Annotated in this window: 22 protein-coding genes and 2 tRNA genes; 7 read left to right on the forward strand and 17 right to left on the reverse strand. The window is 72.3% G+C overall.

Features of this window, described 5'->3' with window-relative positions:
• Positions 1-138: 138 nt before the first annotated feature.
• On the forward strand, positions 139-555 hold the full coding sequence (locus ACY1JF_RS06950; RefSeq protein ID WP_462704099.1) for a Fur family transcriptional regulator: 417 nt from the start codon (positions 139-141) through the stop codon (positions 553-555).
• Between the two features lie 123 nt (positions 556-678).
• On the opposite strand, the gene ACY1JF_RS06955 is transcribed toward ACY1JF_RS06950, so the two are convergent.
• The 4 genes from ACY1JF_RS06955 to ACY1JF_RS06970 all read right to left on the reverse strand — a co-directional run bounded on the left by ACY1JF_RS06955 (position 679) and on the right by ACY1JF_RS06970 (position 5951).
• Positions 679-752 (reverse strand) — tRNA-Met (locus tag ACY1JF_RS06955).
• 83 nt (positions 753-835) lie between these two features.
• On the reverse strand, positions 836-2653 hold the full coding sequence (locus ACY1JF_RS06960) for a tetratricopeptide repeat protein (protein WP_462704100.1): 1818 nt from the start codon (positions 2651-2653) through the stop codon (positions 836-838).
• A 216-nt stretch (positions 2654-2869) separates the two neighbouring features.
• Positions 2870-2943: transfer RNA gene (locus ACY1JF_RS06965), tRNA-Met, on the reverse strand.
• A 53-nt stretch (positions 2944-2996) separates the two neighbouring features.
• Positions 2997-5951, reverse strand: a complete 2955-nt coding sequence (locus ACY1JF_RS06970) for a UPF0182 family membrane protein (RefSeq protein ID WP_462704279.1) — start codon at positions 5949-5951, stop codon at positions 2997-2999.
• Positions 5952-6118: 167 nt separating this feature from the next.
• Between ACY1JF_RS06970 and ACY1JF_RS06975 the strand changes: the two genes are divergently transcribed.
• Positions 6119-6661 (forward strand): PPA1309 family protein, encoded by a 543-nt coding sequence (locus ACY1JF_RS06975; RefSeq protein WP_462704101.1) that lies wholly within the window; start codon positions 6119-6121, stop codon positions 6659-6661.
• Between the two features lie 15 nt (positions 6662-6676).
• Here ACY1JF_RS06975 and ACY1JF_RS06980 read toward each other — a convergent pair whose 3' ends face one another.
• The 4 genes from ACY1JF_RS06980 to ACY1JF_RS06995 all read right to left on the reverse strand — a co-directional run bounded on the left by ACY1JF_RS06980 (position 6677) and on the right by ACY1JF_RS06995 (position 9817).
• The gene (locus ACY1JF_RS06980; protein ID WP_462704102.1) at positions 6677-7771 is read right to left on the reverse strand and encodes a YlbL family protein; all 1095 of its coding nucleotides are present in this window, start codon (positions 7769-7771) and stop codon (positions 6677-6679) included.
• Positions 7772-7849: 78 nt separating this feature from the next.
• Positions 7850-8014, reverse strand: a complete 165-nt coding sequence (locus tag ACY1JF_RS06985; RefSeq protein WP_462704103.1) for a hypothetical protein — start codon at positions 8012-8014, stop codon at positions 7850-7852.
• Positions 8015-8137: 123 nt separating this feature from the next.
• Entirely contained in the window at positions 8138-8599 is a 462-nt protein-coding gene (locus tag ACY1JF_RS06990; RefSeq protein ID WP_462704104.1) for a molybdenum cofactor biosynthesis protein MoaE, read from the reverse strand.
• 96 nt (positions 8600-8695) lie between these two features.
• Positions 8696-9817, reverse strand: a complete 1122-nt coding sequence (locus tag ACY1JF_RS06995; protein ID WP_462704105.1) for an SDR family oxidoreductase — start codon at positions 9815-9817, stop codon at positions 8696-8698.
• 193 nt (positions 9818-10010) lie between these two features.
• Between ACY1JF_RS06995 and ACY1JF_RS07000 the strand changes: the two genes are divergently transcribed.
• Both ACY1JF_RS07000 and ACY1JF_RS07005 read left to right on the forward strand, forming a co-directional pair.
• Entirely contained in the window at positions 10011-11450 is a 1440-nt protein-coding gene (locus tag ACY1JF_RS07000) for a zinc-dependent metalloprotease (RefSeq protein WP_462704106.1), read from the forward strand.
• A complete protein-coding gene (locus tag ACY1JF_RS07005) occupies positions 11447-11974 on the forward strand; it encodes an NUDIX hydrolase (RefSeq protein WP_462704107.1) in 528 nt (175 codons plus the stop codon). Before ACY1JF_RS07000 ends, ACY1JF_RS07005 begins: the two co-directional genes overlap by 4 nt.
• A 134-nt stretch (positions 11975-12108) precedes the next feature.
• On the opposite strand, the gene ACY1JF_RS07010 is transcribed toward ACY1JF_RS07005, so the two are convergent.
• From ACY1JF_RS07010 to ACY1JF_RS07025, 4 genes are all read right to left on the reverse strand, one after another.
• Entirely contained in the window at positions 12109-12864 is a 756-nt protein-coding gene (locus tag ACY1JF_RS07010; protein WP_462704108.1) for an AIM24 family protein, read from the reverse strand.
• 17 nt (positions 12865-12881) lie between these two features.
• Positions 12882-13562: an AIM24 family protein gene (locus ACY1JF_RS07015; RefSeq protein WP_462704109.1), complete on the reverse strand. Its 681-nt coding sequence runs from the start codon at positions 13560-13562 to the stop codon at positions 12882-12884.
• A gap of 13 nt (positions 13563-13575) precedes the next feature.
• The gene (locus ACY1JF_RS07020; protein WP_462704110.1) at positions 13576-15216 is read right to left on the reverse strand and encodes a TerD family protein; all 1641 of its coding nucleotides are present in this window, start codon (positions 15214-15216) and stop codon (positions 13576-13578) included.
• A gap of 107 nt (positions 15217-15323) precedes the next feature.
• Positions 15324-15923 carry a M48 metallopeptidase family protein gene (locus tag ACY1JF_RS07025; RefSeq protein WP_462704111.1) on the reverse strand — a complete coding sequence of 200 codons (600 nt, stop codon included), beginning with the start codon at positions 15921-15923 and terminating at the stop codon, positions 15324-15326.
• Between the two features lie 232 nt (positions 15924-16155).
• Here ACY1JF_RS07025 and ACY1JF_RS07030 point away from each other — a divergent pair, with 232 nt between their 5' ends.
• Together ACY1JF_RS07030 and ACY1JF_RS07035 are read left to right on the forward strand one after the other, a co-directional pair.
• Entirely contained in the window at positions 16156-17382 is a 1227-nt protein-coding gene (locus ACY1JF_RS07030) for a TOMM precursor leader peptide-binding protein (protein ID WP_462704112.1), read from the forward strand.
• Positions 17375-18787: an ABC1 kinase family protein gene (locus ACY1JF_RS07035; protein WP_462704113.1), complete on the forward strand. Its 1413-nt coding sequence runs from the start codon at positions 17375-17377 to the stop codon at positions 18785-18787. Before ACY1JF_RS07030 ends, ACY1JF_RS07035 begins: the two co-directional genes overlap by 8 nt.
• A 132-nt stretch (positions 18788-18919) precedes the next feature.
• Here ACY1JF_RS07035 and ACY1JF_RS07040 read toward each other — a convergent pair whose 3' ends face one another.
• From ACY1JF_RS07040 to ACY1JF_RS07055, 4 genes are all read right to left on the reverse strand, one after another.
• Positions 18920-19243: a hypothetical protein gene (locus tag ACY1JF_RS07040; RefSeq protein WP_462704114.1), complete on the reverse strand. Its 324-nt coding sequence runs from the start codon at positions 19241-19243 to the stop codon at positions 18920-18922.
• Positions 19240-19608, reverse strand: coding sequence for a WhiB family transcriptional regulator (locus ACY1JF_RS07045; RefSeq protein ID WP_462704115.1), 369 nt, complete (start codon positions 19606-19608; stop codon positions 19240-19242). Before ACY1JF_RS07045 ends, ACY1JF_RS07040 begins: the two co-directional genes overlap by 4 nt.
• A 168-nt stretch (positions 19609-19776) precedes the next feature.
• Entirely contained in the window at positions 19777-20094 is a 318-nt protein-coding gene (locus tag ACY1JF_RS07050) for a hypothetical protein (RefSeq protein ID WP_462704116.1), read from the reverse strand.
• A gap of 164 nt (positions 20095-20258) precedes the next feature.
• A complete protein-coding gene (locus ACY1JF_RS07055) occupies positions 20259-22460 on the reverse strand; it encodes an ATP-dependent DNA helicase UvrD2 (protein ID WP_462704117.1) in 2202 nt (733 codons plus the stop codon).
• 229 nt (positions 22461-22689) lie between these two features.
• Between ACY1JF_RS07055 and ACY1JF_RS07060 the strand changes: the two genes are divergently transcribed.
• Entirely contained in the window at positions 22690-22947 is a 258-nt protein-coding gene (locus ACY1JF_RS07060) for a mycoredoxin (protein ID WP_462704118.1), read from the forward strand.
• A gap of 465 nt (positions 22948-23412) precedes the next feature.
• Here the strand turns inward: ACY1JF_RS07060 and nudC are convergent, their stop codons facing one another.
• Positions 23413-24357 carry an NAD(+) diphosphatase gene (gene nudC, locus ACY1JF_RS07065; RefSeq protein ID WP_462704119.1) on the reverse strand — a complete coding sequence of 315 codons (945 nt, stop codon included), beginning with the start codon at positions 24355-24357 and terminating at the stop codon, positions 23413-23415.
• Between the last annotated feature and the right edge of the window lie 32 nt (positions 24358-24389).

Below are 24389 nucleotides of genomic sequence, written 5' to 3' on the forward strand. Positions count from 1 at the left end.
TCCTGCGCCGTTTCTTGCTGTTCCTGTCCCTTGGCCGAAGCCGTAAGCGATCCTACAATGGACATTGTCTAAGTCAAGTTAGGCTCCAAAGTCACACTGGTTCGGGACCTGGCTCCCCTGGCTGTTAGGCTGGTTGGCATGAGTGACCTACTGGAACGGCTGCGCGGACGCGGATGGCGTATGACCGCCCAGCGGCGCGTGGTGGCCGAGGTCCTGGACGGCGAGCACGTCCACCTGACGGCCGACGAGGTGCACGCCCGGGCCGTTTCGAAACTCCCGGAGATCTCCAGAGCCACCGTCTACAACACGCTGGGCGAGCTGGTCTCGCTCGGCGAGGTGCTGGAGGTCGCGACGGACAAACGCGCCAAGCGCTACGACCCGAACGCCCACCGGCCCCACCACCACCTGGTCTGCGCCCAGTGCGGCGCGATCCGCGACGTCCACCCGGCGGGCAACCCGCTGGCCGACCTCCCCGACTCGGAGCGCTTCGGCTTCACGGTGTCGGACGTCGAGGTGACCTACCGAGGCGTCTGCCCCAACTGCGCGACGGGCTGACCGGACACCCGAAGAGCCCCGGCACCGATCACGGTGCCGGGGCTCTTTCGCGCGCGTGCCGGACGAGCGGCGCCCATGCGCCGAGGGCCGGAACCCTTTCGGATTCCGGCCCTCGGCCATCAGTAGCGGGGACAGGATTTGAACCTGCGACCTCTGGGTTATGAGCCCAGCGAGCTACCGAGCTGCTCCACCCCGCGGCGATGAATGCAACGTTACGTCAAGGTCGCGGACGGAAGCAAATCGGGTGGCGTGGACGCGCGCGGCGTACGCGCCCCCCGCCTCACGCCGACAGCTCCTCGCGCAGCGCGTCCCGCAGCCGCCGCGCCCGCTGGGCGACCTCCCCGGGACCCAGGGCGACCGCGCGGTCGGCCCAGCGCTGGCCCTCGGAGAGCTCCCCGCGGCGGGCGTAGACCAGGGCGAGGCGCAGCGCCGCCCGGCCGTGGCCGGCGTCGGCCGCCCGGGTCCACCACAGGGCCGCCTCCGGCTCGCTGCCCTCGCGGGCCAGCAGCAGCCCGAGGTTGAAGGCGCCGTTGCGGGAGCCCGCCTCGGCCGCCGCCCGGTACCAGCGGGCGGCCTCGGCGACGTCGCCGCGCGCCGCGGCCAGCATCCCGACCCGGACCTGGGCGCGGCGGTGGCCCTGGCCGGCCGCCCGCTCGTACCACTCCTCGCACTCGGTCTTCTCGTGCGCCGGCTCGCCCAGCTCGTGCGCGGGCTCCGGCGGCCGGCGCGCGTCGAGCAGCGTGGCCAGCCGGTAGGCGGCCTCCGCGCTGCCGCCCCCGGCCGCGCACCGCAGGTGCCGCTCGGCCTCCTGCTCGTCCCCGTCCCGCAGCCGGGCCATCCCGACCTGGAGCGCCGCCTCGGCGTGCCCGGCGGAAGCGGCCCGCTCGTACCAGCGCAGCGCCTCCTCGTCCGCCCCGCGTCCGGCGTACAGGATGCCGAGGTTGAAGGCGGCGTCGACGCTGCCGGCCTCGGCGGCCTTGGAGAACCAGGGCTCGGCCCCGGTCCGGTCACCGCCCTGGAGCAGCAGGATCCCCAGCGCGTTGGCGGCCTCCCGGTGCCCGGCGTAGGCCGCGCGCCGGTACCACTGCTCGGCCTGCTGGGTGCGGCCCTGCTCGGCGCAGAGCAGCCCCAGGTTGTACGCGCCGTTGTCGTCGCCCGCGTCCATCGCCGCCCGGTACCAGCGCTCGGCGGTCTGCGGCTCGCCCCGCTCGGCGTGCAGCGCGCCCAGCGCGTTGGCCGCGTTGCCGTCGCCCTCCTGGGCGGCCCGCAGCCACCACGCGGCCGCGCTCTCGGTGTCCCCGGCGTCGCGCAGCAGGAAGCCCAGCGCGCAGGCGGCGCGCGCCTCGCCGTCCTTGGCGGAGGTCAGGTACCAGCGCCCGGCCTCCCTCAGTTCGCCCCGCCGCTCCAGGATCGTCCCGAGGTGCAGCGCGGCCCGCCGGTGCCCGCGGGCCGCCGCCTGCCGGTACCACTGCTCGGCCTCCTGGGCCGCCCGCTCGGCGTCGTCGCCCCCGGCACCCTTCTCGCTCCGCCGGTCCAGTGCCCGGGCCAGCCGGTACGCGGCCTCCCGGTGCCCCCGCTCGGCGGCCACCCGCATCCAGCGCTCGGTCTCGGTGTCGCCGCGGTGTTCCAGCAGGTCGGCGAGGGCGTAGGCACCCAGGACGTGCCCCTGTTCGGCGGACTGGCGCAGCCAGTACTCGGCGGCGGGCTCGTCGCCGCGTTCGCGGAAGTGGCGGCCCAGCGCGTGCGCGGCCGCGGCGGATCCGGCGACGGCGGCGATCCGCCACCATCCGGCGGCCTCGTCGGCGTACCCGCGCTGGTGCAGCAGGACACCCAGGTTGTTGGCGGCGGCGCGGTCACCGGCCGCGGTGGCGGCCCGCAGGTGCGGCTCGGCCCCGTCGAGATCGCCGCGGCGCAGCAGCATGGACCCGAGAACGCTCATCGCCTCGACATCGCCGGCCTCGGCGGCGAACCGCCGGCGCATCTCCTCGGCCGCCTCCTCGGCGGCCTCCCCCGTCTCGTCCCGGACCCTTCCGGGACCGGAAGACTGCACAAATCGCCCCGTCTCGAACAGAGTTGCCATGTCCCCCATAACGTCCATCGTCGCACCACCTGCAACCTGCGTACACCCGGTATACCGCAGTCAGTGAGGTCACTTCAGCGTTTTGTCGACATGCCCACAGAGAGACAAGTCAAACACAGATCGCCCAACTCCCCCCGCAGACGCGGCCGTCACCGGGGCCGCCGTCCGCCTCCACCCGCGTCCGCGCATGACGAAGGCCCGGATCCCTGATGGGATCCGGGCCTTCGCCGTCAGTAGCGGGGACAGGATTTGAACCTGCGACCTCTGGGTTATGAGCCCAGCGAGCTACCGAGCTGCTCCACCCCGCGCCGTTGTGTTCTCAACCTATCACGGCGCGGGAGGGAGCCCGACCGGCGGCCGGTCAGCCGCTGTCCGCGGAAGCGGTGTCGCTCGCGGTGGGAGAGGGACTGGCCGCGTCCTCCCCGTTCGCGTCCCCGCCACCGCTCTGGCCGGCCTCCGCCTGGGCCTCCTCGGCCCGGTTCAGCGCGTCCTCCAGGTCCTTCTGGGCCTCGCCGTACGCCGTCCAGTCGTTCTCCTTCAGGGCCTTCTGGCCGGCCTCGAAGGCTTCCTGGGCGTCGTTCAGCGCCTCCTGGACCGTCGGGTCGCTCGACGTCGGCGGCGGATCGGTGCCGTCGTCGCCCTCCTCCGGCGGCTCGGTCGTCGTGCCTCCCTCGCCGAAGACCTTGTCGAGCGCCTCCTCCAGGGTGTCCTCGAAGGCCGTCTGGCCGCCGTAGGTCACCAGCACCTTGCGCAGCAGCGGGTACTTGAGGCCGCCGCCGCGTACGTAGACCGGCTCCACGTAGAGCAGCCCGCCGTCCAGCGGCACCGTCAGCAGGTTGCCGTACTCCACTTCCGAGTCGCCGCCCCTGAGCAGCCTGATGGACTCGGCGATGTCCTGTTCGGAGTTGAACTGGCTCTGCACCTGTTTGGGGCCGTCGACGGTCGTGCTCGTCGGCAGCTTCAGGATTCTGATCTTGCCGTAGCCGCTGGTGCCGGCCTCGGCGTCGACCGCCATGAACGCGCTGAGGTTGTCCCGCCCGTTGGGCGTGAACGTGGTCGTCAGCGAGAACGCCTGCTGGTCCTGGTCGGGCATCCTCATGCTCAGGTAGTACGGCGGCACCGCGTCGCCCGACTTGTTGGTCGGGTCCTCCGGCACCTGCCACACCTCGCTGCCGCTGAGGAACGTCTCCGCGTCGTCGACGTGGTAGCGGCTGAGCAGCTCGCGCTGGACCTTGAACAGGTCCTGCGGGTAGCGCAGATGGGCCATCAGGGCGTCGGAGATCTCCGACTTGGGCTGCACCGTGTCCGGGAACGCCTTCATCCAGGTCTTCAGGACCGGGTCCTGGGTGTCCCACTGGTAGAGCTTGACGTCGCCGGTGTACGCGTCGACGGTCGCCTTCACCGAGTTGCGGATGTAGTTGACCTGGTTCTGCTGGGCGACCACCGCGCGGTTGTCGTTGGCCGCGGTCAGCGAGTCGGCCGTGGTGTCGCCGAGCGTGGTGCGGGAGGCGTACGGATAGCCGTTGGTGGTCGTGTAGGCGTCCACGATCCACTGGATGCGGCCGTCCACCACCGCCGGGTAGGCGTCGCCGTCGATGGTCAGCCAGGGCGCGACGGCCTCGACCCGGTCCTTGGGCGTGCGGTTGTACAGGATGCGCGAACCGTCGCCGATCGCGCCCGAGTACAGGATCTGCGGCTCGTTGAACGCCACCGCGTACGCGGCCCGGTTGACCGGGCCGGAGAGGTCGACCCCGCCGTCACCCCGGTAGCTGGTGGTCTTCTCGCCGCTGTCGTCGGAGTAGTCGATCTCCTTCTGGGGACCGCCCACGATGGAGTACGTGTCGGTCTTCTCGCCGTAGTAGATCCGCTGTTCGTACGTGCCCAGGTCGCCCTTGGAGGGCAGGTTGGACTCGGTGAACACCGGGCGGCCCTCGGAGTCGACCTCGGTGCCCTTGGCGGCGACCACGCCGAAGCCGTGGGTGTAGCGGAAGTGGTTGTTGATCCAGTTCTGCTTGTCCACGCCGGCCAGGTTCAGCTCGCGCAGGCCGATCACCGTGTCCTGGTCGGCGCCGTCCTCGGTGCTGTAGCGGTCGACGTCCAGGTTGGTCGGGAAGGCGTAGTACTTCCGCATCTGCTGGAGCTGCTGGAAGGTCGGCGAGACGATGTTCGGGTCCATGATCCGGATGCTGGCGGCGTCGGAGACGTCGTCGCGCAGCCGGGTCAGGTCCTCGGTGTCGCTCTTGCCGTCGTACTCGGTGACCTGGGTGCCGTCGATGCCGTAGGCGTCGCGGGTCGCCTCGAGGTTCTTCTCGACGTACGGCGCCTCCTTGGCCTGCTCGTTCGGCTGGACCTGGAACTTCTGCACGATCGCCGGGTAGAGACCGCCGATCAGGATCGCGGAGAGCACCATCAGGCCGAAGCCGATGACGGGGAGCTGCCAGGTGCGGCGCCAGAGGGTGGCGAAGAACAGCAGGGCGCAGATGACGGCGATGCAGAACAGGATCGTCTTGGCCGGCAGGTAGGCGTTGGCGTCGACGTACCTCAGGCCCGTCCAGTTGTCCGTGGCCTTGAAGTCGCTGGACTTCACCGCCAGGCCGTACCGGTCCAGCCAGTACGCCACCGCCTTCAGGGTGACGAAGACGCCGATCAGCACGGAGAGGTGGCCGGTGGCCGCTCCCGTGGCGCGGGCGCCCGGGCTGGTGACGCGCAGGCCGCCGTACAGGTAGTGGGTGAGCGCGGCGGCGATCACCGAGATGATCACGGCGGCGAAGCCGAAGCCGAGCAGGAACCGGTACCAGGGCAGGTCGAAGGCGTAGAAGGCGACGTCCAGCTTGAACTGGGGGTCCTTCTGGCCGAACGGCACGCCGTTGACCCACATCAGCCAGGTGCGCCACTGGCCGGCCGCCGAGGCGCCGGCGATCAGGCCCACCAGGGCGGTGATGCCGAGCAGCAGCCACTTCTTGTAGGGCGCGATGCCCATCCGGTAGCGGTCGAGGTTCTGCTGCTCCATCGACATGGCGCTCAGCGGCGGGCGCATGCGGTGGGCGAGCCAGATGTTGAACCCGACCGCGAGCGCCATCAGCAGGCCGAAGACGAAGAACAGCCCGATCTTCGTCCACAGGGTGGTGGTGAACACCGACGAGTAGTCGACCGACCGGTACCACAGCCAGTCCGTCCAGAAGCCCGCGAACATGGTGAACGCCATGGCCAGCACGGCCAGGACGCCCAGCGTCAGCAGCAGGGTCCGGACACGCCGGGAGGGGCGTCCCACTCTCATCCGTGGCCCTGTCGGGCCTCCTCCGCCGCGGTCCGGCATCTGGAAAGCCAAGGTGAGCACCTCGAAGTTCGCTGTCGTAGGTCCGTCAGGCCCTCGGGTTCGCGGGCCCCTCGTGCGCCCCCGTGCCCGTGGGCCCACACTTATGCAACTTACTCATCGTTTACTCGGTTCCCGATTCCGGCCCCGAACGAGGCAGGATTGTGACCATGTCCAACACCCCCATGGCGGCCAGCCCGCTGACCCGGTCCGTACTCGAGATCGACGAGTACGTCGCCGGTCTCGGCTGGGACCAGCCCGCCCGCCTCTTCGCACTCGTAGACACCGCACGGCTCCAGGCCGAACAGCCCTCGCTCGCGGACCGGCTCGGTCTCGGGGACGAGGGCGAGTCGGCCGGCCTCACCCCGATCGAGCAGGACGAGGTGCCGGCGGACCGGCCGCTGGACGAGTTCCTGGCCACCATCGCCTGGCCGGACGCGGTGGCCGGCTGCGCGCTCTCGGTGGAGCGGCTGATGCTGCCGCCGTCGGCCGAGGCGCAGGTGCCCGAGGGGCTGGGCGAGGCCGAGCTGGCCCGGTGGGTGGCGGACCACCCGGACCGGCAGGAGGTCCGGATGACGGTGGCCGTGCTGCGCGACGGGGCCCGCGAGTCGGCGCTCAGGCTGCGCGAGAAGGACACGCCGACGGAGGTGCTCACCGGGTCCGGCCTGGTGCCGGGGCTGGCCGAGGCGCTGGCGGCGACGTTCGAGGAGTAGTCCGCCGGCGGTCGGCTAGCCGGCGGTGCAGGACGGCAGGTCACCGGTGTCGCCGGAGCGGATGTCCTTCAGCGCGTCCAGGGCGTCGTCGATGGTGCCCACCTTGACCAGGGTGAGACCGTCGGGGGTGTCCTTGGCGGCGGCGGCGCAGTTGTCGGCGGGCGTCAGGAAGTACCGGGCGCCCTTGTCGCGGGCGCCGACGGTCTTCATCTCGATGCCGCCGATCGCACCGACCGTGCCGGCGTCGTCGATCGTGCCGGTGCCCGCGACGAACTCGCCGCCGGTGAGGTCGCCGGGCGTCAGCTTGTCGTAGATGCCGAGCGCGAACATCAGCCCGGCGCTCGGGCCGCCGACGTCCGCGAGCTTGATGTCGATGCTGAACGGGAAGGTGTGGTCGGTGCCCGCCGAGATCCCGACGATGGCGCGCTTCTCGCCGCTGTCGTCGGAGGCGGTGGTGGTGATGGTGACCTTCTCGGTCGTCGTCGCCGTCCGGTTCTCCTTCTCGGCGGCGGCCTGCTCCTCGGCGGGCACCACCGTGAAGACGACGTCCTCGCCGGGCTTGTGCTCGGTGACCAGCTCCGCGACGTCGGCGGGCTGCTTCACCGCCGTACCGTCGACCGCCTTGATCACGTCACCGGCGTGCAGCTTCCCCTCGGACGGGGAGTCCTTGACGACGGTGGAGACCACCACCCAGGACTTCACCGGGATGTCCAGCTCCTTGAGCGCCGCGACCTTGGCGCTCTCCTGGGACTGGCTGAACTCCTCGGCGTTCTCCTGGGTCGACTCCTCCTCGGTCGTGCCGTCCGGGTAGAGCGTGTCGTGCGGCACGACCTTGTTGTCGTGGGCGAGCCAGCCGTAGACGGCCTCGACGAGGTTCATCCGGTACTCGGCGCTGGTGACGCGGACGGTCGTCATGTTGAGGTGCCCGCTCGCCTCGTACGTCTCGTGCCCGGAGATCTGCAGCACCGGCTCGCCGTCGTGGTCACCCAGCGTGTTCACCGTCGGCCCCGGGGACATCTCCGAGTAGGGCACGGGGATGAACACCCCCGCGCACAGGAGTGCGATCAGCATCAGGGTCGAGGCGAGCATCGTCGCGGTGCGGCGTGGCATGGAACGACAGTACGGGACGGTCCTGTCAGCGCACCGTCAGGGCGTCCGGGCAGGGCACCCCGCCCGCGAACGGGCCGCCTACGAACGGGAGTGCTGCTTCTCCATGGCCTCGCGGAAGCGCGCGTACCCGTCCAGTTCGGGGCCGTCACTGCGGATCTTGCGGGTCCGGTTGGCCCAACTGCCCCACAGGCCCGCGACGATCGCGGCCACCAGCGGAATGAGCAACCAGACGAGCGCAGCCATGCCGACCTCCCGACCCCACGTACGCGACTGACTGATCAGCAGATTAACCGTCCGCAGTGTCAACGGTCGTACCGGGGGTGCGGTTACGCAACCGGACGGCCCCCTCACGCCCCGGCGGGCGGCTCAGCAGGCGCCCACCCACTCCTCCGTGCCGTCGGCGAACGTCTGGTGCTTCCAGATGGGCACCTCGTGCTTGAGGTCGTCGATGAGCCTGCGGCACGCGGCGAACGCCTCGCCCCGGTGCGGGCAGGAGACGGCCACGACGACGGCGAGGTCACCGACCCGCAGGTCGCCCACGCGGTGCACGGCGGCCAGGGCGCGCACCGGGTACTCGGCGACGACCTTCCCGGCGATCCGCCGCATCTCGGCCTCGGCGCTGGGGTGGCAGGAGTAGCCGAGCCGGTCGACGTCCGCTCCCCCGTCGTGGTCGCGCACGGTGCCCACGAACAGGGCGGTCCCGCCGGCCGAGGTGTCCCCGACGGCCCGGAAGACCTCGTCCACGGAGAGCGGGGTGTCCCGGATCGCGATCAGCTTCAGGGGGTCCGGCGCGGCCTGCTCACCGGGGTGACCGTTCATGGGTGCCATGGGCCCATCGTGCCGCACGGCGCGGGCGGCACGGAACCGTGGTGTCCGCCGGTACGCGCGCGTACCGGCCCGCGGGCCGCCGAAAGGCGGCGGGGGTCAGATCCGCCGCCGGGCCTTGCGGGCACGCCGGACCACCGCCGCGGCGCCCAGCAGCGCCACCGTCGCGCCCGCGGCGCCGGCGGCCGTCGCATCCTTGCGGCCGAGCCGCCGGCCGGCGACGGTGTGCCGGCCGGACACCTCCTCCAGCAGTTCGGCGAGCACCTCCTCGTTGGTGTACCGCGGCCGCCACCCGGCGTCGTGCAGCCGGCTCCCGCTCACCACCCAGGGGTACATCGTGTAGGCGAGGTCCCCGGCCGGGGAGGGGGTGAGCCCGATGCGGTGCAGCCGGGCCGCGGCGCCCAGGGCGACCGCGGAGGGCAGCTCCATGCGCCGGATGCCGCTCAGCTCCTCGACCTCCTCCTGCTCCAGCCAGCCGTCGCAGCCGACGGCCAGCTCGCCGTCGACCTTCTCCAGGGCGGCGTACTCCAGCGCCCCGCACAGGTCGTCGACGTGGCAGAACTGCCAGGCGGGCCGCGACCCGGCCACCACGAGCAGCCGGGGTGACTCGAAGTACCTGGTCAGCGCGGTGTCGGTGCCGCCGACCAGGATGGCGGGGCGGACCACGGTGACGTTCAGGCCGGGGTGCGCGCGGGGGGCGCGGCGGGCCAGGCGCTCGATCTCCAGCAGGTCGCCGACGCCGGTGGCCTCGGCGGTGGCGCGCAGCTCGGCGTCCTCCGACAGCGGCAGCTCGTTGTCCGGCAGCGCGCCGTAGACCATCGCGGACGTGCACAGCACCACGCGGTGCACACCGGCCGCCGCGGCGGCGGTCAGGACGGTCTGCGTCCCCCGGACGTTGTAGGCCGTCCGGGCGGCGGCGTCGGTCTCCAGGTCGAGGTCGAGCGCGAGGTGCACCACGACGTCGGCGCCGCGCAGCTTGTCGGCGATGGCCGGGTCCCGCACGTCCAGGACGTGCCAGTGCGCCTCGGCGCACTCGCCGCGCCGCTCGTCGATCGCCACGACCCGCTTGACCTCGTCGGACGCGGCGAGCCGAGCGGTGAGCAGCGCGCCGGTCCCGGACGCGGCGCCGGTCACCGCGACGACGGGCCCCCGCGCCACGCGGCCGGCGGGACTGGTTGACTGGTTTCGCGCTGCGCGAACCTGCGGATCTGGGGAACTCACCGGGCGTCTCCAGCGGTTGTCTTCAGTACGTACGCGTGTGACGCGTACGTACCAGGTGGCATCCATCCTGCCGCAGGCCGTCAGTCGGCGAAGCACCGAGGCCCGATCCGCCCCGGGTGTCTACGCTGGGTGGTGAATGTCGGGCAGCCGTGCCGCCGGAGAGAACCGGCGGCCCTACCAGCCGAGGAACCCCGTGAGTGACACCCCATTCGGATTCGGCCTTCCGCCGGAGGAGCCGGACGACGGCGACGAGGGCAAGAAGAAGGACCAGCAGAGCGGTGGTGGTCAGGGACCGGCCGACCCGTTCGGTTTCGGCGCCCTGCCCGGGGCCGGAGGCCTTGGCGGCCCGGGCTCCGGGCGGGCCGACAATCCGTTCGCGGCCATGTTCGGTTCCATGAACCCCAACGACCTGGGCGCCGCCTTCCAGCAGCTGGGCCAGATGCTCTCCTACGAGGGCGGCCCGGTGAACTGGGACATGGCCAAGCAGATCGCCCGCCAGACGGTCGCCCAGGGCGCCCCGGACGGCACCAAGGACGCCAGCGTCGGCCCCGCCGAGCGCAGTGCCGTCCAGGAGGCCGTGCGGCTCGCGGACCTGTGGCTCGACGACGCCACCGCCCTGCCCTCCGGCGCGGGCACCGCCGTGGCCTGGAGCCGCGCGGAGTGGGTCGAGGCGACCCTGCCCGCCTGGAAGGAGCTGGTCGACCCGGTCGCCGAGCGCGTCGGCAACGCGATGGGCGACGTCCTGCCGGAGGAGATGCAGGCCATGGCCGGCCCGCTGATCGGCATGATGCGCTCCATGGGCGGCGCCATGTTCGGCACGCAGATCGGGCAGGCCGTCGGAGTGCTCGCCGGTGAGGTCGTCGGCTCGTCCGACATCGGCCTGCCGCTCGGCCCGGCCGGCAAGGCCGCCCTGCTGCCGGCCAACGTCGAGCGGTTCGGCACGGACCTGGGCGTGCCCCAGGAGGAGGTGCGGCTGTACATCGCCCTGCGCGAAGCCGCCCACCAGCGCCTCTTCGCGCACGTCCCGTGGCTGCGCTCGCACCTGTTCGGCGCGGTCGACGGCTACGCGCGCGGCATCAAGGTCGACACGGCGAAGCTGGAGGACGTGGTCGGCCAGTTCGACCCGCAGAACCCCGAGCAGCTGCAGGAGGCCCTCCAGCAGGGCATGTTCCAGCCGGAGGACACCCCGGAGCAGAAGGCGGCCCTGGCCCGGCTGGAGACGGCTCTGGCGCTCGTCGAGGGCTGGGTGGACGCGGTGGTGCACGCCGCCGCCAAGCCGCGGCTGTCGTCCGCCGACGCGCTGCGCGAGACGCTGCGCCGCCGCCGTGCCTCCGGCGGCCCGGCGGAGCAGACCTTCGCCACGCTGATCGGCCTGGAGCTGCGCCCCCGCCGGCTGCGGGACGCCTCCCGGCTGTGGGCGTCGCTGACGGACGCGCGCGGGGTCGACGGCAGGGACGGCCTGTGGGCCCACCCGGACATGCTGCCGACCGCCACCGACCTGGACGACCCGGACGGTTTCGTCCACCGCGAGCAGCTGGACTTCTCCGAGCTGGACAAGATGCTCGGCGAGGCGGCCGACAAGCCGGACCTGAGGAAGCGGGACCGGCGGGACGAGGGCGACGGAGCGGAGTGAGCCTTCACGACGACGCGGTCCTCGTGCTCAAGGGGTACGAGGGCCGGGACGAGGCCCAGGACGAGCTGCGCGGGCGGTATCTGGACCATCTGGCGGCCCATGCGGACGGCCTGTGGAAGTCCTGCGCGGACGGGCACATCACGGCGAGCGCCCTGGTGGTCGACCCGTCGCGCGACCGGGTCCTGCTGACCCTGCACCGCAAGCTGCGCATGTGGCTGCAGATGGGCGGCCACTGCGAGCCCGGGGACGCCACGCTCGCCGCGTCCGCGCTGCGCGAGGGCACCGAGGAGTCCGGTGTCGCCGGCCTCACCCTGCTGCCCGGCGGCCCGGTGCGGCTGGACCGCCACCACACGCCGTGCGCCTGGCACCTGGACGTCCAGTACGCGGCCCTGGCCCCGCCGGACGCGGTCGAGGCGATCAGCGACGAGTCCCTGGACCTGCGCTGGTTCGGCTACGACGAGGTCGCGGAGGTGGCCGACGAGTCGGTCGTCCGGCTGGTGGCGGCGGCCAGGGCAAGGCTCTGACGGCTCCCGGTGCTCGGAGTGCTCCGAGTGCTCGGAGTGCTCCGAGTGCTCCGAGTGCTCCGCACGGCGTACAGGTGGCGTACGGGTAAGGGGCGAGCACCCATGGTGATCGCCCCTTGCGCCTGCGCCCGGGGTCAGCTCCAGACGTTGCCCTGGTTCTGACCGCGCGCCCCCTGCTGGCCCACGCCGTACTGCGCGCCCAGGCCCGACCCGATCGCCGCGTTCTGCGGCGGCAGCAGCTCACTGGGCTGCACGAGGGCGAAGCCGCTGCCCATGAAGCTCAGCTCCCAGCCCTCGCCGGTGTCGCCGCGGCGCCGGAACACCCCCGAGGAGTGCGTCTGGGCCTGCATCTGCACCCGCAGCCCCGTGGACCAGGCCACGATCGCGTCGGCGTCGCAGTTGACGTACGTGTCGGGCGTCACCCGCATCAGCAGCGGGGCGCCGGAGGTCATCAGCGCGACCCGGCCGCGCCCGGTGATGTTGAGCTGGTACTTCCCCGAGCCGGAGATGCCGTAGAGGCTGTCCACCGCGATGACCTCGTGGTGCAGGGAGGAGTCCATCGCCAGCACGTAGGAGCTGTCGACGGTGAGGCCCTCCTGCTCGACCTCCATCACGTGGATCCGCTGGGCGAGGTTGGCGAAGTAGACCGTGCCCTGCCCGTGGCAGCGCATCAGGTCCAGTCCCTCGCCGGTGCGCGCACGCGCGCGTGCCTGGCCGCGGCTCTGGAACTCGGCGTCGAACTCGACGAGCCCCTGGTAGGCGACCATCGTGCCCTTGCGGGCGAGGATGTCGTCGTGTCCCTCCAGGGTGACGCGGAGCATCTGCTGGTTCTGCAGGCTCCAGCGTTCCTGGGTCTGCTGGTCGTTGTAGGCGAAAAGCGGGCTCTGCATGGTGTTCCTGCTCCCCCTCAGCCCCGGACCCGGAGACGGTCGGTGCTGTCCTCACTGGGCTGGACGACGACGATGCCCTGACCGGAGAAGGCCATCTGGTAGGCCTCGCCGCTGCCGCGGCCGATCAGGGCCCCCGCCTTGAAGCTGCGCTTGCCCTTCACCTTCAGGTTCGGCGACCAGGCGACGAGCGCGTCCGGGTCGACGTAGGTCTCGTCCTCGCCGCCACCGCAGTCGACGACGATCGGCTTGCCCCGCGAGGTGAGCGCCACCCACCCCTGTCCGGAGATCCTGGTGTTCCACAGCCCCTGACCGGCGAACTTCGCCAGCCCCTTGACCCGCTCCACGCCCCAGGTGAGGTGGGCGTCGAAGGCCAGCAGGTTGGTGGCGTTGACGGAGATCCCCTCCCCGTCGAGGTTGATGACGACGACGTCCGCGCCGTAGTCGGCGAGGTAGAGCAGGCCGTCACCGGAGCACTTCATCAGGGGCGCGCCCTCGCCGGTCACCCAGTCCTTGGCGATCTGGCGGACCGCGGGCGGGTTGGGCTCGTACTGCACGAATCCCTCGTAGGCGACCATCGAGCCCACGCGCGCGAAGAGGTCCTCACCGGTCCGCACGGCGACTTTCAGCATGTGGTCGCCGTGGTTCTCCATACGGGCGGTGACCGGGGCGGGGGCGTAGCCCGCGAGCGGCTGGTCCATGTCGGGCTCTCCCTCAGATCTCGTACGGCTGGACGACGACGAAGTTGCCGGGCGCTCCCCGGAACTGGAGGTTCACGCTCTCACCGGTGTCGCCGGGGTAGGAGTTGCGCCGCATCCGCACCTGGCTGGAGACGATGACCTGGGCCGCGGCCGACCAGGCGACGACCGCGTTGCAGTCGGCGAACGTGGTGGGCGTGACCGGCAGGACCACGGGCGTGCCGTGCGTCTTGACGACGATCGTGCCGGTGCCCTGGAACTGCATCGTGAACAGCGCGCCGCCCGGGATGCCGTGGCCCTCGACGCGGCGGACCTCGTACTGGAGGCCCTCGTCGAACGCCAGCACGTTCTCGGCGGAGACGCAGACCGCGTCGCCCTGGAGCTCGATGGGGTGCAGCATCGTGGACCGGTCGGCGAAGAAGACCTGCCCCTTGCCGGTGCAGCGCATCAGCTGCATCTCCTGGCCGGTCGCGTTGCCGACGATGCGGCCGGTGAATCCGGCGCCCTTGTAGCTGAAGTCGACCTTGCCCTGGTAGAGCACCATGCTGCCCTGGCGGGCCAGCACGGGCTGGTCGCCGAGGCCGAGGTCCACGCGGACGAGTTTCTCGTTCTGCTGCGTCCAGCGCTGGCCGGTGGGCGTCTCGCGGAACTTCCGCAGCGCGGCGGCCACACCCGCGGGCCGCGGCGGGGACTGGGGGGCGTCTGGGGGCTGGGAGACGCCCTGGGGCGGCACACCCGGGGGCGGCTGCACGCCCTGGGGGGCGCCCGGAGCGCCGTAGGGGGCCTGCTGGCCGTACCCGGGGGGCGGGAGCGGGGCCTGCGGGGCCTGCGGCTGGGGGTAGCCCGGGGGCAGCGGGGCGCTCTGGTCCGGTCGGCCGTACGACGGGGCCGGCGGGGGCGCCGCGAGGGTGGGCTCGGGCGCCGGGGGCGGCGTCGGTACGGGCGCAGGCGCGAAGTGCCCCGCGGCGGGCTGGGGAGCTGGGGCCGGGGCGGCGGGAGCCGGGGCGGGGGCCGGGGCGGCGGGGATCCCGAACGCCGGGGGCTCCGGGGCCGGGGCGGGCGCGGCGGGCGGGGCGAAGCCCGGGACCGCGCCGGCGGCGGCCGGCTGCTGCGGCTCCGGCGCCTCCTCCTCGGCCACCTCGCCGCCGAAGTTGCGCAGCAGCGCCTCCAGGCCGCCGTCGAAGCCCTGGCCGACGGCCGCGAACCGCCACACGTCCTTGAGGTAGAAGTCGCCGAGCATCACGGCCCGCTCGGTGGAGAACTCCGAGCCGTCGAACGGGTAGCGGGCCACCTCCTCGCCGCCCGCGACGATGCGGAGGTATCCCGGACCGATCTGCGACATCTGCCCGGCGCCGTCGAGCGCCGCCGTGAAGGACAGCTTCTGGATCCGCGGCGGGATCCGGTCCAGCGTGACCCTGAAGGACTCCGTGTCGCCGGCCTGCGCGCCCAGGAGCTGAATGGCCCCCTCGGGGGACTTCGGCTGGTTGAAGAAGACGAAGTACCGGTCGTCCGAGAGCCGTTCGTCGGCGTCCAGCCCGAAGCAACTGATGTCGAAGGTCAGCCCGGGCCCGGAGATCTGCACACCCACGTACAGATCCGTGCCCGCGGTGAGATCACTGATCCTGGCCTTGTGGCCGCGTTGGAATTCCCTGGCCATGCGTACGACCGTCCCCCATCCCGAATACAAGTGCGTCGCGCCAGGCTAACGGCAAAGCCTGACACCGCCCGAAACCGGGACGGACCCGGGACGAACGCCAGGGGAGTTCAGCGGCCGCGCGCGCCGGGCACGTGCGGGAGCCGGTCGGCGGCGGCCACTCCCTCGAGGTACCCCCGGGCCCGCTCGGTGCGGGGGTACGCCTCCAGCAGGCGCCAGAAGCGGGGGCCGTGCCCGGGGACGAGCAGGTGCGCCAGCTCGTGGAGGAGGACGTAGTCGACGACGTACTCGGGCATCCCCTGGAGGCGGTGCGAGAGCCGGATGCTGCCCTCCGCCGGGGTGCACGAGCCCCAGCGCGTGTTCTGGTTGGTGACCCAGCGCACCGAGCTGGGACGCGCGCGTGACTCGAAGTACTGGGCGGACAGCCGCTGGGCGCGCTCCGCCAGCTCCGCGTCACCGAGGACGCGCTTGCTCTCCTGGGCTTCCAGTTTGTCGAGCATGACGCTCACCCAGCGCTGCTCCTCCGCCTCGGACATCCGGGCCGGGATCAGCACGACGGTGCGGTCGCCCTCGCGGTACGCGGAGACCGTCCGGCGGCGACGGCTGCTTCTGCGGACCTCGATCGCGCGCGCTCCGGAGCCGCTGGGCGGCGGAGTCGTCGGCGGGCGTTGTGGCGTTCCGGCGCGGTGCAGTGGGTCGGCGGAGGACACGCCCCGACGTTACCCGCTGCACACGGGGAAGTCCCGGTTCCGGGACAGTCGGATACGGCCTCCGCCCCGCCACCCCGCACTTACATCTCATATGACCAGTACGACAAGCGCCTACTGCCTGTGGACAACTTTCGGCGCTCTGCGACGGAAACGGGCATGCTGGCACTCGCCGGCTCGGTCGTGACCACCGATCCGGCACACGGGGAGTACCGGAACGTACGGGGGGTCTGGCATGCATCCGATGGTGAAACCCGCGCTGCGGCGCGGCTGGCGCGACCTCAACACGGTGCAGTTCGGGATGACCCCGGCGCACGCGCTGACGCTGGGGCCGGTGGACACCGCGACAGGCAGTTTCCTCGACCTGCTCAACGGCACGCGAGGGCTGCCGCTGCTGCGCGAGGAGGCGCGTCGGATGGACCTGCCCGACGGCCATGTCGACCTGCTGGTGAGGCGGCTGGCGCGGGCCGGGCTCCTCGACGACTCCCGTGGCGGTGGCCCCGCCGCCGACGCCCTCCGCGAGAACGCGGAGGTCCTCGACCGGCTCCGCCCGGACCTCGCCTCCCTCTCCCTGACCACCTCCGGGCCGGGCGACGCCATGGGACGGCTGGCCGCCCGCCGCGCCCTGCGGGTGCAGGTCCGAGGCGCGGGCCGGGTGGGCGCCGTCCTGGCGTCGCTGCTGTCGGGCGCGGGGATCGGCGAGGTCGACGTCCGCGACGGCGGCCGCGTCGAGCCGTGGGACGTCGCCCCCGGGGGGCAGTCCGCCGAGGCGGTCGGCGACCGCCGGGACGAGGCGGCCCGCCGTGCCGTCCGCCGGGCCGCCCCCGGCCGTGCGCCGCGCCGCGGCCCCGCGGCGCGGCCCGAGGACGGCGGTCCGGGCTTCGCCCTGGTGATCATCGCCTCGCGCGACGACATCGCCGTGCACGCGCCCCCGGCGTCCGCCGCCGAGCCCCTCATGGCCTCCGGTACACCTCATCTCTACGCCGGCGTGGTGGAGGGCACGGGAGTCGTCGGTCCCTTCGTGCTGCCCGGCGAGACGGGCTGCGCGGGCTGCCTCCACGAGAGCCGCACCGACCGGGACCCGGCCTGGCCCCGGCTGATCACCCAGTGGCGTTCGGGCTCCCAGCGCCGGGTAGGGCCCTGCGACCTCGCGCTGGCCACCACGGTCGCCGGGCTGGCCGCCGCACACGCCCTCGCCTTCCTCGACGGCCACGTCCCCTCCAGTGCCGGCGCCCGCTGGGAGGCCGCGCTGCCCGGTCTGCGCTGGCACACGCGGCCGGTCCCGGCCCATCCCGCGTGCCCCTGCGCGGCGGCGCGGGCAGATGAGGAAAAAGGTGAGCGGGAACACCCCTCCGGAGAGGGGGAGCGACGCGAGACAATGGCGGAGCAACGGCCGTCAGCACGAGCGCGACGCGGAGCACGGACGGCGCGGCCGGCTGGGACTTGGAGGGCGCATGTCTGATCTTCCCCGGAAGGCGGTCACCCGGACCGCCAAGCTCGCCGCGCTCCCGCTCGGCTTCGCCGGACGGGCGACCTGGGGGCTCGGCAAGCGAATCGTGGGCGAATCCGCGGAGCTGGTCGGCCAGCAGTTGCAGCAGCGCACCGCCGAGCAGCTGTTCAAGGTCCTCGGGGAGCTGAAGGGCGGGGCCATGAAGTTCGGCCAGGCCCTCTCCGTCTTCGAATCCGCCCTGCCCGAGGAGATCGCCGGCCCCTACCGGGCGGCCCTGACGAAGCTGCAGGAGGCGGCCCCGCCGATGCCGACGCGCACGGTGCGCACCGTGCTCGGTGAGCGGCTCGGCGAGAACTGGCAGGAGCTGTTCCTGGAGTTCGAGGACAAGCCCTCCGCCGCGGCCTCCATCGGGCAGGTGCACCGGGGGGTGTGGCACGACGGCCGTGAGGTGGCGGTCAAGGTCCAGTACCCGGGGGCCGGCGAGGCCCTCCTGTCGGACCTGAACCAGCTCGGCCGCTTCGCCCGCCTGCTGGGCCCGCTCATCCCCGGCCTGGACATCAAGCCATTGATCATGGAACTGAGGGACCGGGTCTCGGAGGAACTCGACTACGGCCTGGAGGCACAGGCCCAGCGCGCGCACGCCGAGGAGTTCGCGGACGACCCGGACATCCTGGTACCGGACGTGGTCCATCAGTGCGAGCAGGTCCTGGTCACCGAGTGGATCGGCGGGATCCCGCTGTCCGAGGTCATCACGGACGGCACCCCGGAGCAGCGCGACCGGGCCGGCCAGCTCCTGGCCCACTTCCTGTTCGCCGGCCCGGCCCGCACCGGCCTCCTGCACGCCGACCCGCACCCGGGCAACTTCCGGCTGCTGCCCGGCGGCCCGGACGGCGAGGACGACTGGCGGCTGGGAGTGCTGGACTTCGGCACGGTCGACCGTCTTCCGGACGGTCTGCCGGTCACCATCGGCACCTGCCTGCGCATGGCCCTCGACGGCGCGGCCGAGGCCGTGTACGAAGAACTGCGCGCGGAGGGCTTCGTCAAGGAGACGGTGGAGCTGGACCCGGACGCGGTCCTCGACTACCTCCTGCCGATCATCGAACCGGCCCAGGTCGACGCGTTCACCTTCACCCGCGGCTGGATGCGCAGTCAGGCCGCCCGCATCGGTGACATCCGGTCCCCCGCCTACCAGTTGGGCAAGCAGCTCAACCTGCCGCCGGCGTACCTCCTGATCCACCGGGTCACGCTGAGCACGATCGGTGTGCTGTGCCAGCTGGGTGCGACGGTGCGGCTCCGGGAGGAACTGGAGGCATGGCTGCCGGGGTTCGTGGCGCCGACGGAGGAATCCATGGCGGAGCCGATGGACGAGTCCGCGGCGGAGCCGATGGAGGAAGAGGAGTCGGCGGCGGGTGCCTAGGACCGGGGCCTGGGCACCCTCGCGGACGTGGGGATGACACGCCGCGGGGGCCGGTCCGTCCGGACGGACCGGCCCCCGCGAGGAGAGCTTCGCCTCCCCGGCCGGGGAGACCACCGCTTCGAGTGGGACCGGTTACTGCATCACGGCCATGGCGAGCGCACGCCGGGCACGCATCGAGGCGCGCTCCGCCCTGCGCTGCATCCGGCGGGCGGTCACCAGGCGCACGGCCCGGCGCTCCCGCTCGGCCTCACGCAGTCGCTCTTGCATATGCGCACGAGCCAGTGCTTCTGGGATGAGTTGCATCTCTCGGGTCCTGTTCTGGCGCGAGTCGTTCGCACCGCTGGTGGTGACGTCTTCGGGTGCGGAGCCTGCGGGCTCGTGGGCGGACGGCTTCATCGGGGCCTGCTTCGCGGGGTCGTACGTGAGGGGACGGTCGATCGTGCCTACGGTGTTCATGCCGTGACCGGGTTCTTGCGCGGGCGGCCGCGGGGCCGCTTCCGGGCGACGACGACACCCTGGACGAACAGCTCGCCGCCCCAGACGCCCCAGGGCTCGCGCCGCTCCTTGGCGCCTGCGAGGCAGGCCTCGACCAGCGGGCAGGTGCGGCAGAGGGACTTGGCGTACTCGACGTCCGCCGGCGACTCGGCGAAGAAGACCTCCGGGTCGTAGGAACGGCACGGAACGGGCACGCCGAGGTTCTCGATGGCGTCGTCGAGCGCGGTGAGCGCGGTGAGCGGGGTCAAGGCGGGGTCCTCCGTGGAGCCGGGCTCGGGGATGGTGCCGGAAGGTGGTACGGACGGGGCGTGCGCTTCGAGTTGCACGGTTCGTCTTCCTCGTCTGATCGGTCCGGCCGGTCGGCCGGGGCGGCTTGGTACCGGGTCTCTGGTTGTCCCGAGGCCCTTCGCTCTGTCGTCCCGGTTCAGGACAAACAGAAGGGCCGCGGATCCCGGGTGGGGTTCCGCGGCCCTGAAGGCGCCGGCCTGATCGGATCAGGCTGGATCACTCCAGGGTTCTGGCCCACGGAAGGCCCACATCAGGTGGTGCTGCGTCGTCTGCTTCCGGAATCCGGCACCGGCCGCCGCAAAGGCATAGGCGTGCGCCTGTGCCACTACTGCCGCTTCCAGTGCCTTGGTCGGTCGCTCGTCGCGCTCACGGACGGGCAGGTCCGAGAGAGCAAGGGGGGACGCCGGACGGGCGGCGCGAACGCCGGACAGACCGGTGCCCGGGTTGGAGACGCCGAGCACGGACAGGGAGACGGTCGAGCGATCGGTCAGTTTGCTGACGGAGCTGATGTTGATGCTGATCACTGGACTCGCCTCCTCTCGGCGTCTCAGGGGATCGGTGTGAACCGGTCCACGGATATGCAAGTACAACACGGATCCAGGGCCTCCGGGAAGGCCGCTGCTCCCGTGTCCAAGAACCTATGGGGATTGCCGGGGCATGCGCAAACTATTTTTTCGACGAGTTGGGATCAATCGTCGTCACCCGTCCCGCCGACGTCCTGACCGGCGCAGATGGCCAGGACATCGGCTCCGTAGCGGGTGAGCTTGCGGACTCCGACGCCGGGGATGCGGGCCAGCTCCCGCTCGTCCTCCGGGACGGACTCGGCGATCGCCATCAGCGTCTTGTCGGTGAAGACGCAGAAGGCCGGCTGCCCGCTCCGCCCCGCCTGCACCGCACGCCAGCTGCGCAACCGCTCGTAGAGGCCCTCGTCCATGTCGGAGGGACAGTCCTCGCAGCGCATCAGTTTCATTTCACCCGCGTCGGTGAGAGTGCGCCCGCAGACCCGGCAGCGGGCCGGGCCGCGCTGAGTACGCCGCGGAGCCGGGGCGAACACGGAACGGCCCGTGACGCCGCGCTCCACTCCCCCGGCGCCGCCGGCCGCCACCCGGCCGGCGGCGCCCGCCGAGCCGGGCCGCAGTCCGTCGAGGAAGCGGCTGGGACGGCGGCTCGCCCGGCCGCCGGGCGAGCGGGCCAGCGCCCAGGAGAGGTGCAGACGTTCACGCGCGCGGGTGACGCCCACATAGAGGAGACGGCGCTCCTCCTCTATCTGTTCGTCGGTCTTTGCGTAGGTGATCGGCATCATGCCCTCGGCCAGGCCGACCAGGAAGACGACGTCCCACTCCAGGCCCTTGGCCGAGTGCAGGGAGGCGAGGGTGACGCCCTGGACGGTGGGGGCGTGCTGGGCACCGGCCCGCTCGTCGAGTTCGGCGACGAGGTCGCCGAGGGAGGCACCGGGCCGGGCCGCGGCGAAGTCCTGCGCGAGGTCCACCAGGGCGGCCAGTGACTCCCAGCGCTCGCGGACCGCACCCGATCCGGCCGGGGGCTCGGACGTCCAGCCCTCCCCCGAGAGCACGGCACGGACCTGGGACGGCAGGTCGACGGTGTCGTCGAGGAGGGCGTCATTGCCGCCGAAGCGGGCCGCGGCGCGCAGGGCCGCGCCCGCTTTGCGCACCTCGGGGCGGTCGAAGAACCGTTCCGCGCCGCGCAGCTGGTAGGGCACCCCGGCGTCGGCGAGGGCCTGCTCGTAGATCTCCGACTGGGAATTGGTCCGGAACAGCACGGCGATCTCGGCGGGCCGGACGCCGGAGTCGATCAGTTCGCGGATGCGGCGGGCGGCGCCCTCGGCCTCGGCGGGCTCGTCGGTGTACTCGGTGTAGACGGGCTCGGGGCCGGCCGGGCGCTGGGAGAGCAGCTCCAGGCGGTGCTCGGCGGCGCGGCCCCGGGCCTGGGCGAGCAGGCCGTTGGCGAGGTGGACGACCTGGGGCGTGGAGCGGTAGTCGCGCACCAGCTTGACCACCGTGGCCCCGGGGTGGCGGATCCGGAAGTCGAGCAGGTGGTCGGGGGTTGCTCCTGTGAACGAGTAGATCGTCTGGCTGGCGTCGCCGACCACGCACAGGTCGTCGCGGTCGCCGAGCCACAGGTCCAGCAGCCGCTGCTGGAGGGGGCTGACGTCCTGGTACTCGTCGACCACGAAGTGCTGGTACTGGGCGCGGACCTGCTGGGCCACGTCCTGCCGGTCCTGGAGGACCCCCACCGTCAGCAACAGCACGTCCTCGAAGTCGATCACCCCGCGCCCGCGCTTCAGCTCCTCGTAGGCCAGGTAGAGCCGCGCGATCTCCGCGGGATCACGGGGGGCCGCACGGCCGGCTCTGGCCGCCGCGAGGGCGTAGTCGTCCGGAACGGTCTGGGTGACCTTGGACCACTCGATCTCGGCGGTGACGTCCCGCAGCTCGCCCCGGTCGAGGCGGATGCGGCAGGCCGCGGCGGCGTCGGCGACGAGCTGGATCTTGCGATCGACGAGCCGGGGCAGGGAGCCGCCGATCACTTTCGGCCAGAAGTACTGGAGCTGGCGCAGTGCCGCCGAGTGGAAGGTACGGGCCTGGACGCCGACGGCGCCGAGCTGACGCAGCCGGCCGCGCATCTCCCCGGCGGCACGGTTGGTGAAGGTGACGGCGAGCACCGTGTTGGGCTGCAGGATGCCGGCGCGCACCCCGTAGGCGATGCGGTGGGTGATCGCCCGGGTCTTGCCGGTGCCCGCGCCCGCCAGTACGCACACCGGGCCGCGCAGGGAGGTGGCCACTTCGCGCTGCTCGGGATCGAGTCCGTCGAGCACCGCGTCGGCCGAGTCCGGTACCTGCGGGAAGAGGGTGGAGTGCGTTGCTGCTGTCACACAGCCATGCTGCCAGGTCGCACGGGACGGGAGTGCTGGTTGTCCACAGGCGGGGCCTCGCAGTCGTACTAATGCGGACCCGGTCGTCAGGAGTCCCGGCGGACGGCTTCACACCGGGAGCCGGTGCCGAAGGACCCGCGGTGCCTCGTCCGGGAATGGAGGCGCCGTCGCGGACGTTGGTGCAGTGCGAGCGAACGCATCCCCGAGCCGTTGAAGGAGCACGAGAGACATGCCGGGCACTGTGACGATGTACAGCACCACGTGGTGCGGCTACTGCCGCCGCCTGAAGAGCCAGATGGACCGTGAGGGCATCGCGTACACCGAGATCAACATCGAGCAGGACCCGGATTCGGCCGCGTTCGTGGAGAAGGTGAACGGGGGGAACCAGACGGTTCCGACGGTTCAGGTGGTCCCCTCCCGTGGTGGCGCCGAGGTCGTGATGACGAATCCGAGCCTCGCCCAGGTGAAGCAGGCGCTCGGCGTCTGACCCGCATGACGCGCACGGCCCCCGACCGGCCCGGCGCCGGATCGGGGGTCTTCGATGCCGGCGGCGGAGTCGGCCGGCTCCGTTTCCTGCGCGTCCGCCCGCTCGCTGACGCGGGTCCGCTGCGTTTCCTCGCCGGTCTGGTTCTCGTTGCCCACGGACAGCCGGTCTGGTTCTCGTTGCCCACGGACAAGGGAGCCGGTCGGCCACGGGCCGCACCGAGCGCCCTGGGCTTCTCGCTCACGGCCTCCCCCTCCCGGGCACGGGGCGGCTCTCCCCGGCCGTCACGAGCGGGAGGGAAGTCTCCACACGGTTTCCGGCCGTTCTCCCCCCGACGACTCGACGCTCACCGACCCGTCGCCGGCGCGGGTGAGGCGGAGGATCGGCGCGCAAGCGGGCCGCACGCGTGGCTGAGGGGCCGTCCCGGGCGGGACGGCCCCTCAGCCGTGTCCGGCCCTGTGCCCGGCCTCAGACGAAGCCGCGGGTCGGCAGCGGCTTGCCGTACCAGAGCTCGATCAGGCGGGCGGCGATCGAGATGCCGTAGGGCGGCAGGACCTCGCCGGAGTCGAAGGCCGCGCCCAGCTCGTCACGGGAGAACCAGCGGGCCTCGTGGATCTCGTCGCCGTCGACGGTGATGTCGGTGGAGACGGCCCGGGCCATGAAGCCGAGCATCAGGCTGGACGGGAACGGCCAGGGCTGGCTGGCGACGTACTCGACCTGGCCGACGGTGATACCGGCCTCCTCCCGGACCTCGCGGCGCACCGACTGCTCGATGGACTCACCGGGCTCCACGAAGCCCGCGAGCGTCGAGAAGCGGCCCTCGGGCCAGTGGACCTGGCGGCCGAGCAGGATGCGGTCGCTGTCGTCGATGACGGCCATGATCACGGCCGGGTCGGTGCGCGGGTAGTGCTCGGCGCCGCAGGCGGGGCAGCGGCGGATGTGGCCGGCGGCGGCGATGGCCGTGCGCTCTCCGCAGCGGGAGCAGAAGCGGTGGGTGCGCTGCCAGTTCTCCAGGCCGACCGCGTGCACCATCAGGCCCGCGTCGCGCGGGGAGAGCAGCAGGCCCGCCTCCCGCAGCCCCGCCGCGCGCGCGGACTGGTCCATCCGGCCGGGCAGCGAGTCCTTCTGGAGCGCGAAGTAGCTCACGCCGTCCTCGTCGATGCCGAGGAAGTAGCGGTGCGCCTCGGTGAGCGGGGCTTCGAAGGAGGGTGTCATGACGAGTTCGGTCCGCCCGTCCGGCGTCTCGTCGATGAGGACCTGACCGCCGGAGACCACGAAACAGCGCGTGGAGGGGTGACTCCACGCGGCGGCGAGCCAGGCCTCGTCGAGGCGGTGGTGCGCGGCGCGGTCGACACCGCTCGGTGCGGTGAGCGAGATGGGACGTTCGGCGGTGCGGTCGGTCCAGATGGTCACAGGTGCTTCCAACTCCCCCGGTACGGCGGTCA

This window comes from Streptomyces sp. SYSU D01066-1 (assembly GCF_054956795.1).

What these genes read in the sequence shown, in the direction of transcription:
- ACY1JF_RS06950 (WP_462704099.1), top strand. Translation starts at nt 139, where the DNA reads ATGAGTGACCTACTGGAACGGCTGCGCGGACGCGGATGGCGTATGACC.
- ACY1JF_RS06960 (WP_462704100.1), bottom strand. Translation starts at nt 2,653, where the DNA reads ATGGACGTTATGGGGGACATGGCAACTCTGTTCGAGACGGGGCGATTT.
- ACY1JF_RS06970 (WP_462704279.1), bottom strand. Translation starts at nt 5,951, where the DNA reads ATGCCGGACCGCGGCGGAGGAGGCCCGACAGGGCCACGGATGAGAGTG.
- ACY1JF_RS06975 (WP_462704101.1), top strand. Translation starts at nt 6,119, where the DNA reads ATGTCCAACACCCCCATGGCGGCCAGCCCGCTGACCCGGTCCGTACTC.
- ACY1JF_RS06980 (WP_462704102.1), bottom strand. Translation starts at nt 7,771, where the DNA reads ATGCCACGCCGCACCGCGACGATGCTCGCCTCGACCCTGATGCTGATC.
- ACY1JF_RS06985 (WP_462704103.1), bottom strand. Translation starts at nt 8,014, where the DNA reads ATGGCTGCGCTCGTCTGGTTGCTCATTCCGCTGGTGGCCGCGATCGTC.
- ACY1JF_RS06990 (WP_462704104.1), bottom strand. Translation starts at nt 8,599, where the DNA reads ATGGCACCCATGAACGGTCACCCCGGTGAGCAGGCCGCGCCGGACCCC.
- ACY1JF_RS07010 (WP_462704108.1), bottom strand. Translation starts at nt 12,864, where the DNA reads ATGCAGAGCCCGCTTTTCGCCTACAACGACCAGCAGACCCAGGAACGC.
- ACY1JF_RS07015 (WP_462704109.1), bottom strand. Translation starts at nt 13,562, where the DNA reads ATGGACCAGCCGCTCGCGGGCTACGCCCCCGCCCCGGTCACCGCCCGT.
- ACY1JF_RS07020 (WP_462704110.1), bottom strand. Translation starts at nt 15,216, where the DNA reads ATGGCCAGGGAATTCCAACGCGGCCACAAGGCCAGGATCAGTGATCTC.
- ACY1JF_RS07030 (WP_462704112.1), top strand. Translation starts at nt 16,156, where the DNA reads ATGCATCCGATGGTGAAACCCGCGCTGCGGCGCGGCTGGCGCGACCTC.
- ACY1JF_RS07035 (WP_462704113.1), top strand. Translation starts at nt 17,375, where the DNA reads ATGTCTGATCTTCCCCGGAAGGCGGTCACCCGGACCGCCAAGCTCGCC.
- ACY1JF_RS07040 (WP_462704114.1), bottom strand. Translation starts at nt 19,243, where the DNA reads ATGAACACCGTAGGCACGATCGACCGTCCCCTCACGTACGACCCCGCG.
- ACY1JF_RS07060 (WP_462704118.1), top strand. Translation starts at nt 22,690, where the DNA reads ATGCCGGGCACTGTGACGATGTACAGCACCACGTGGTGCGGCTACTGC.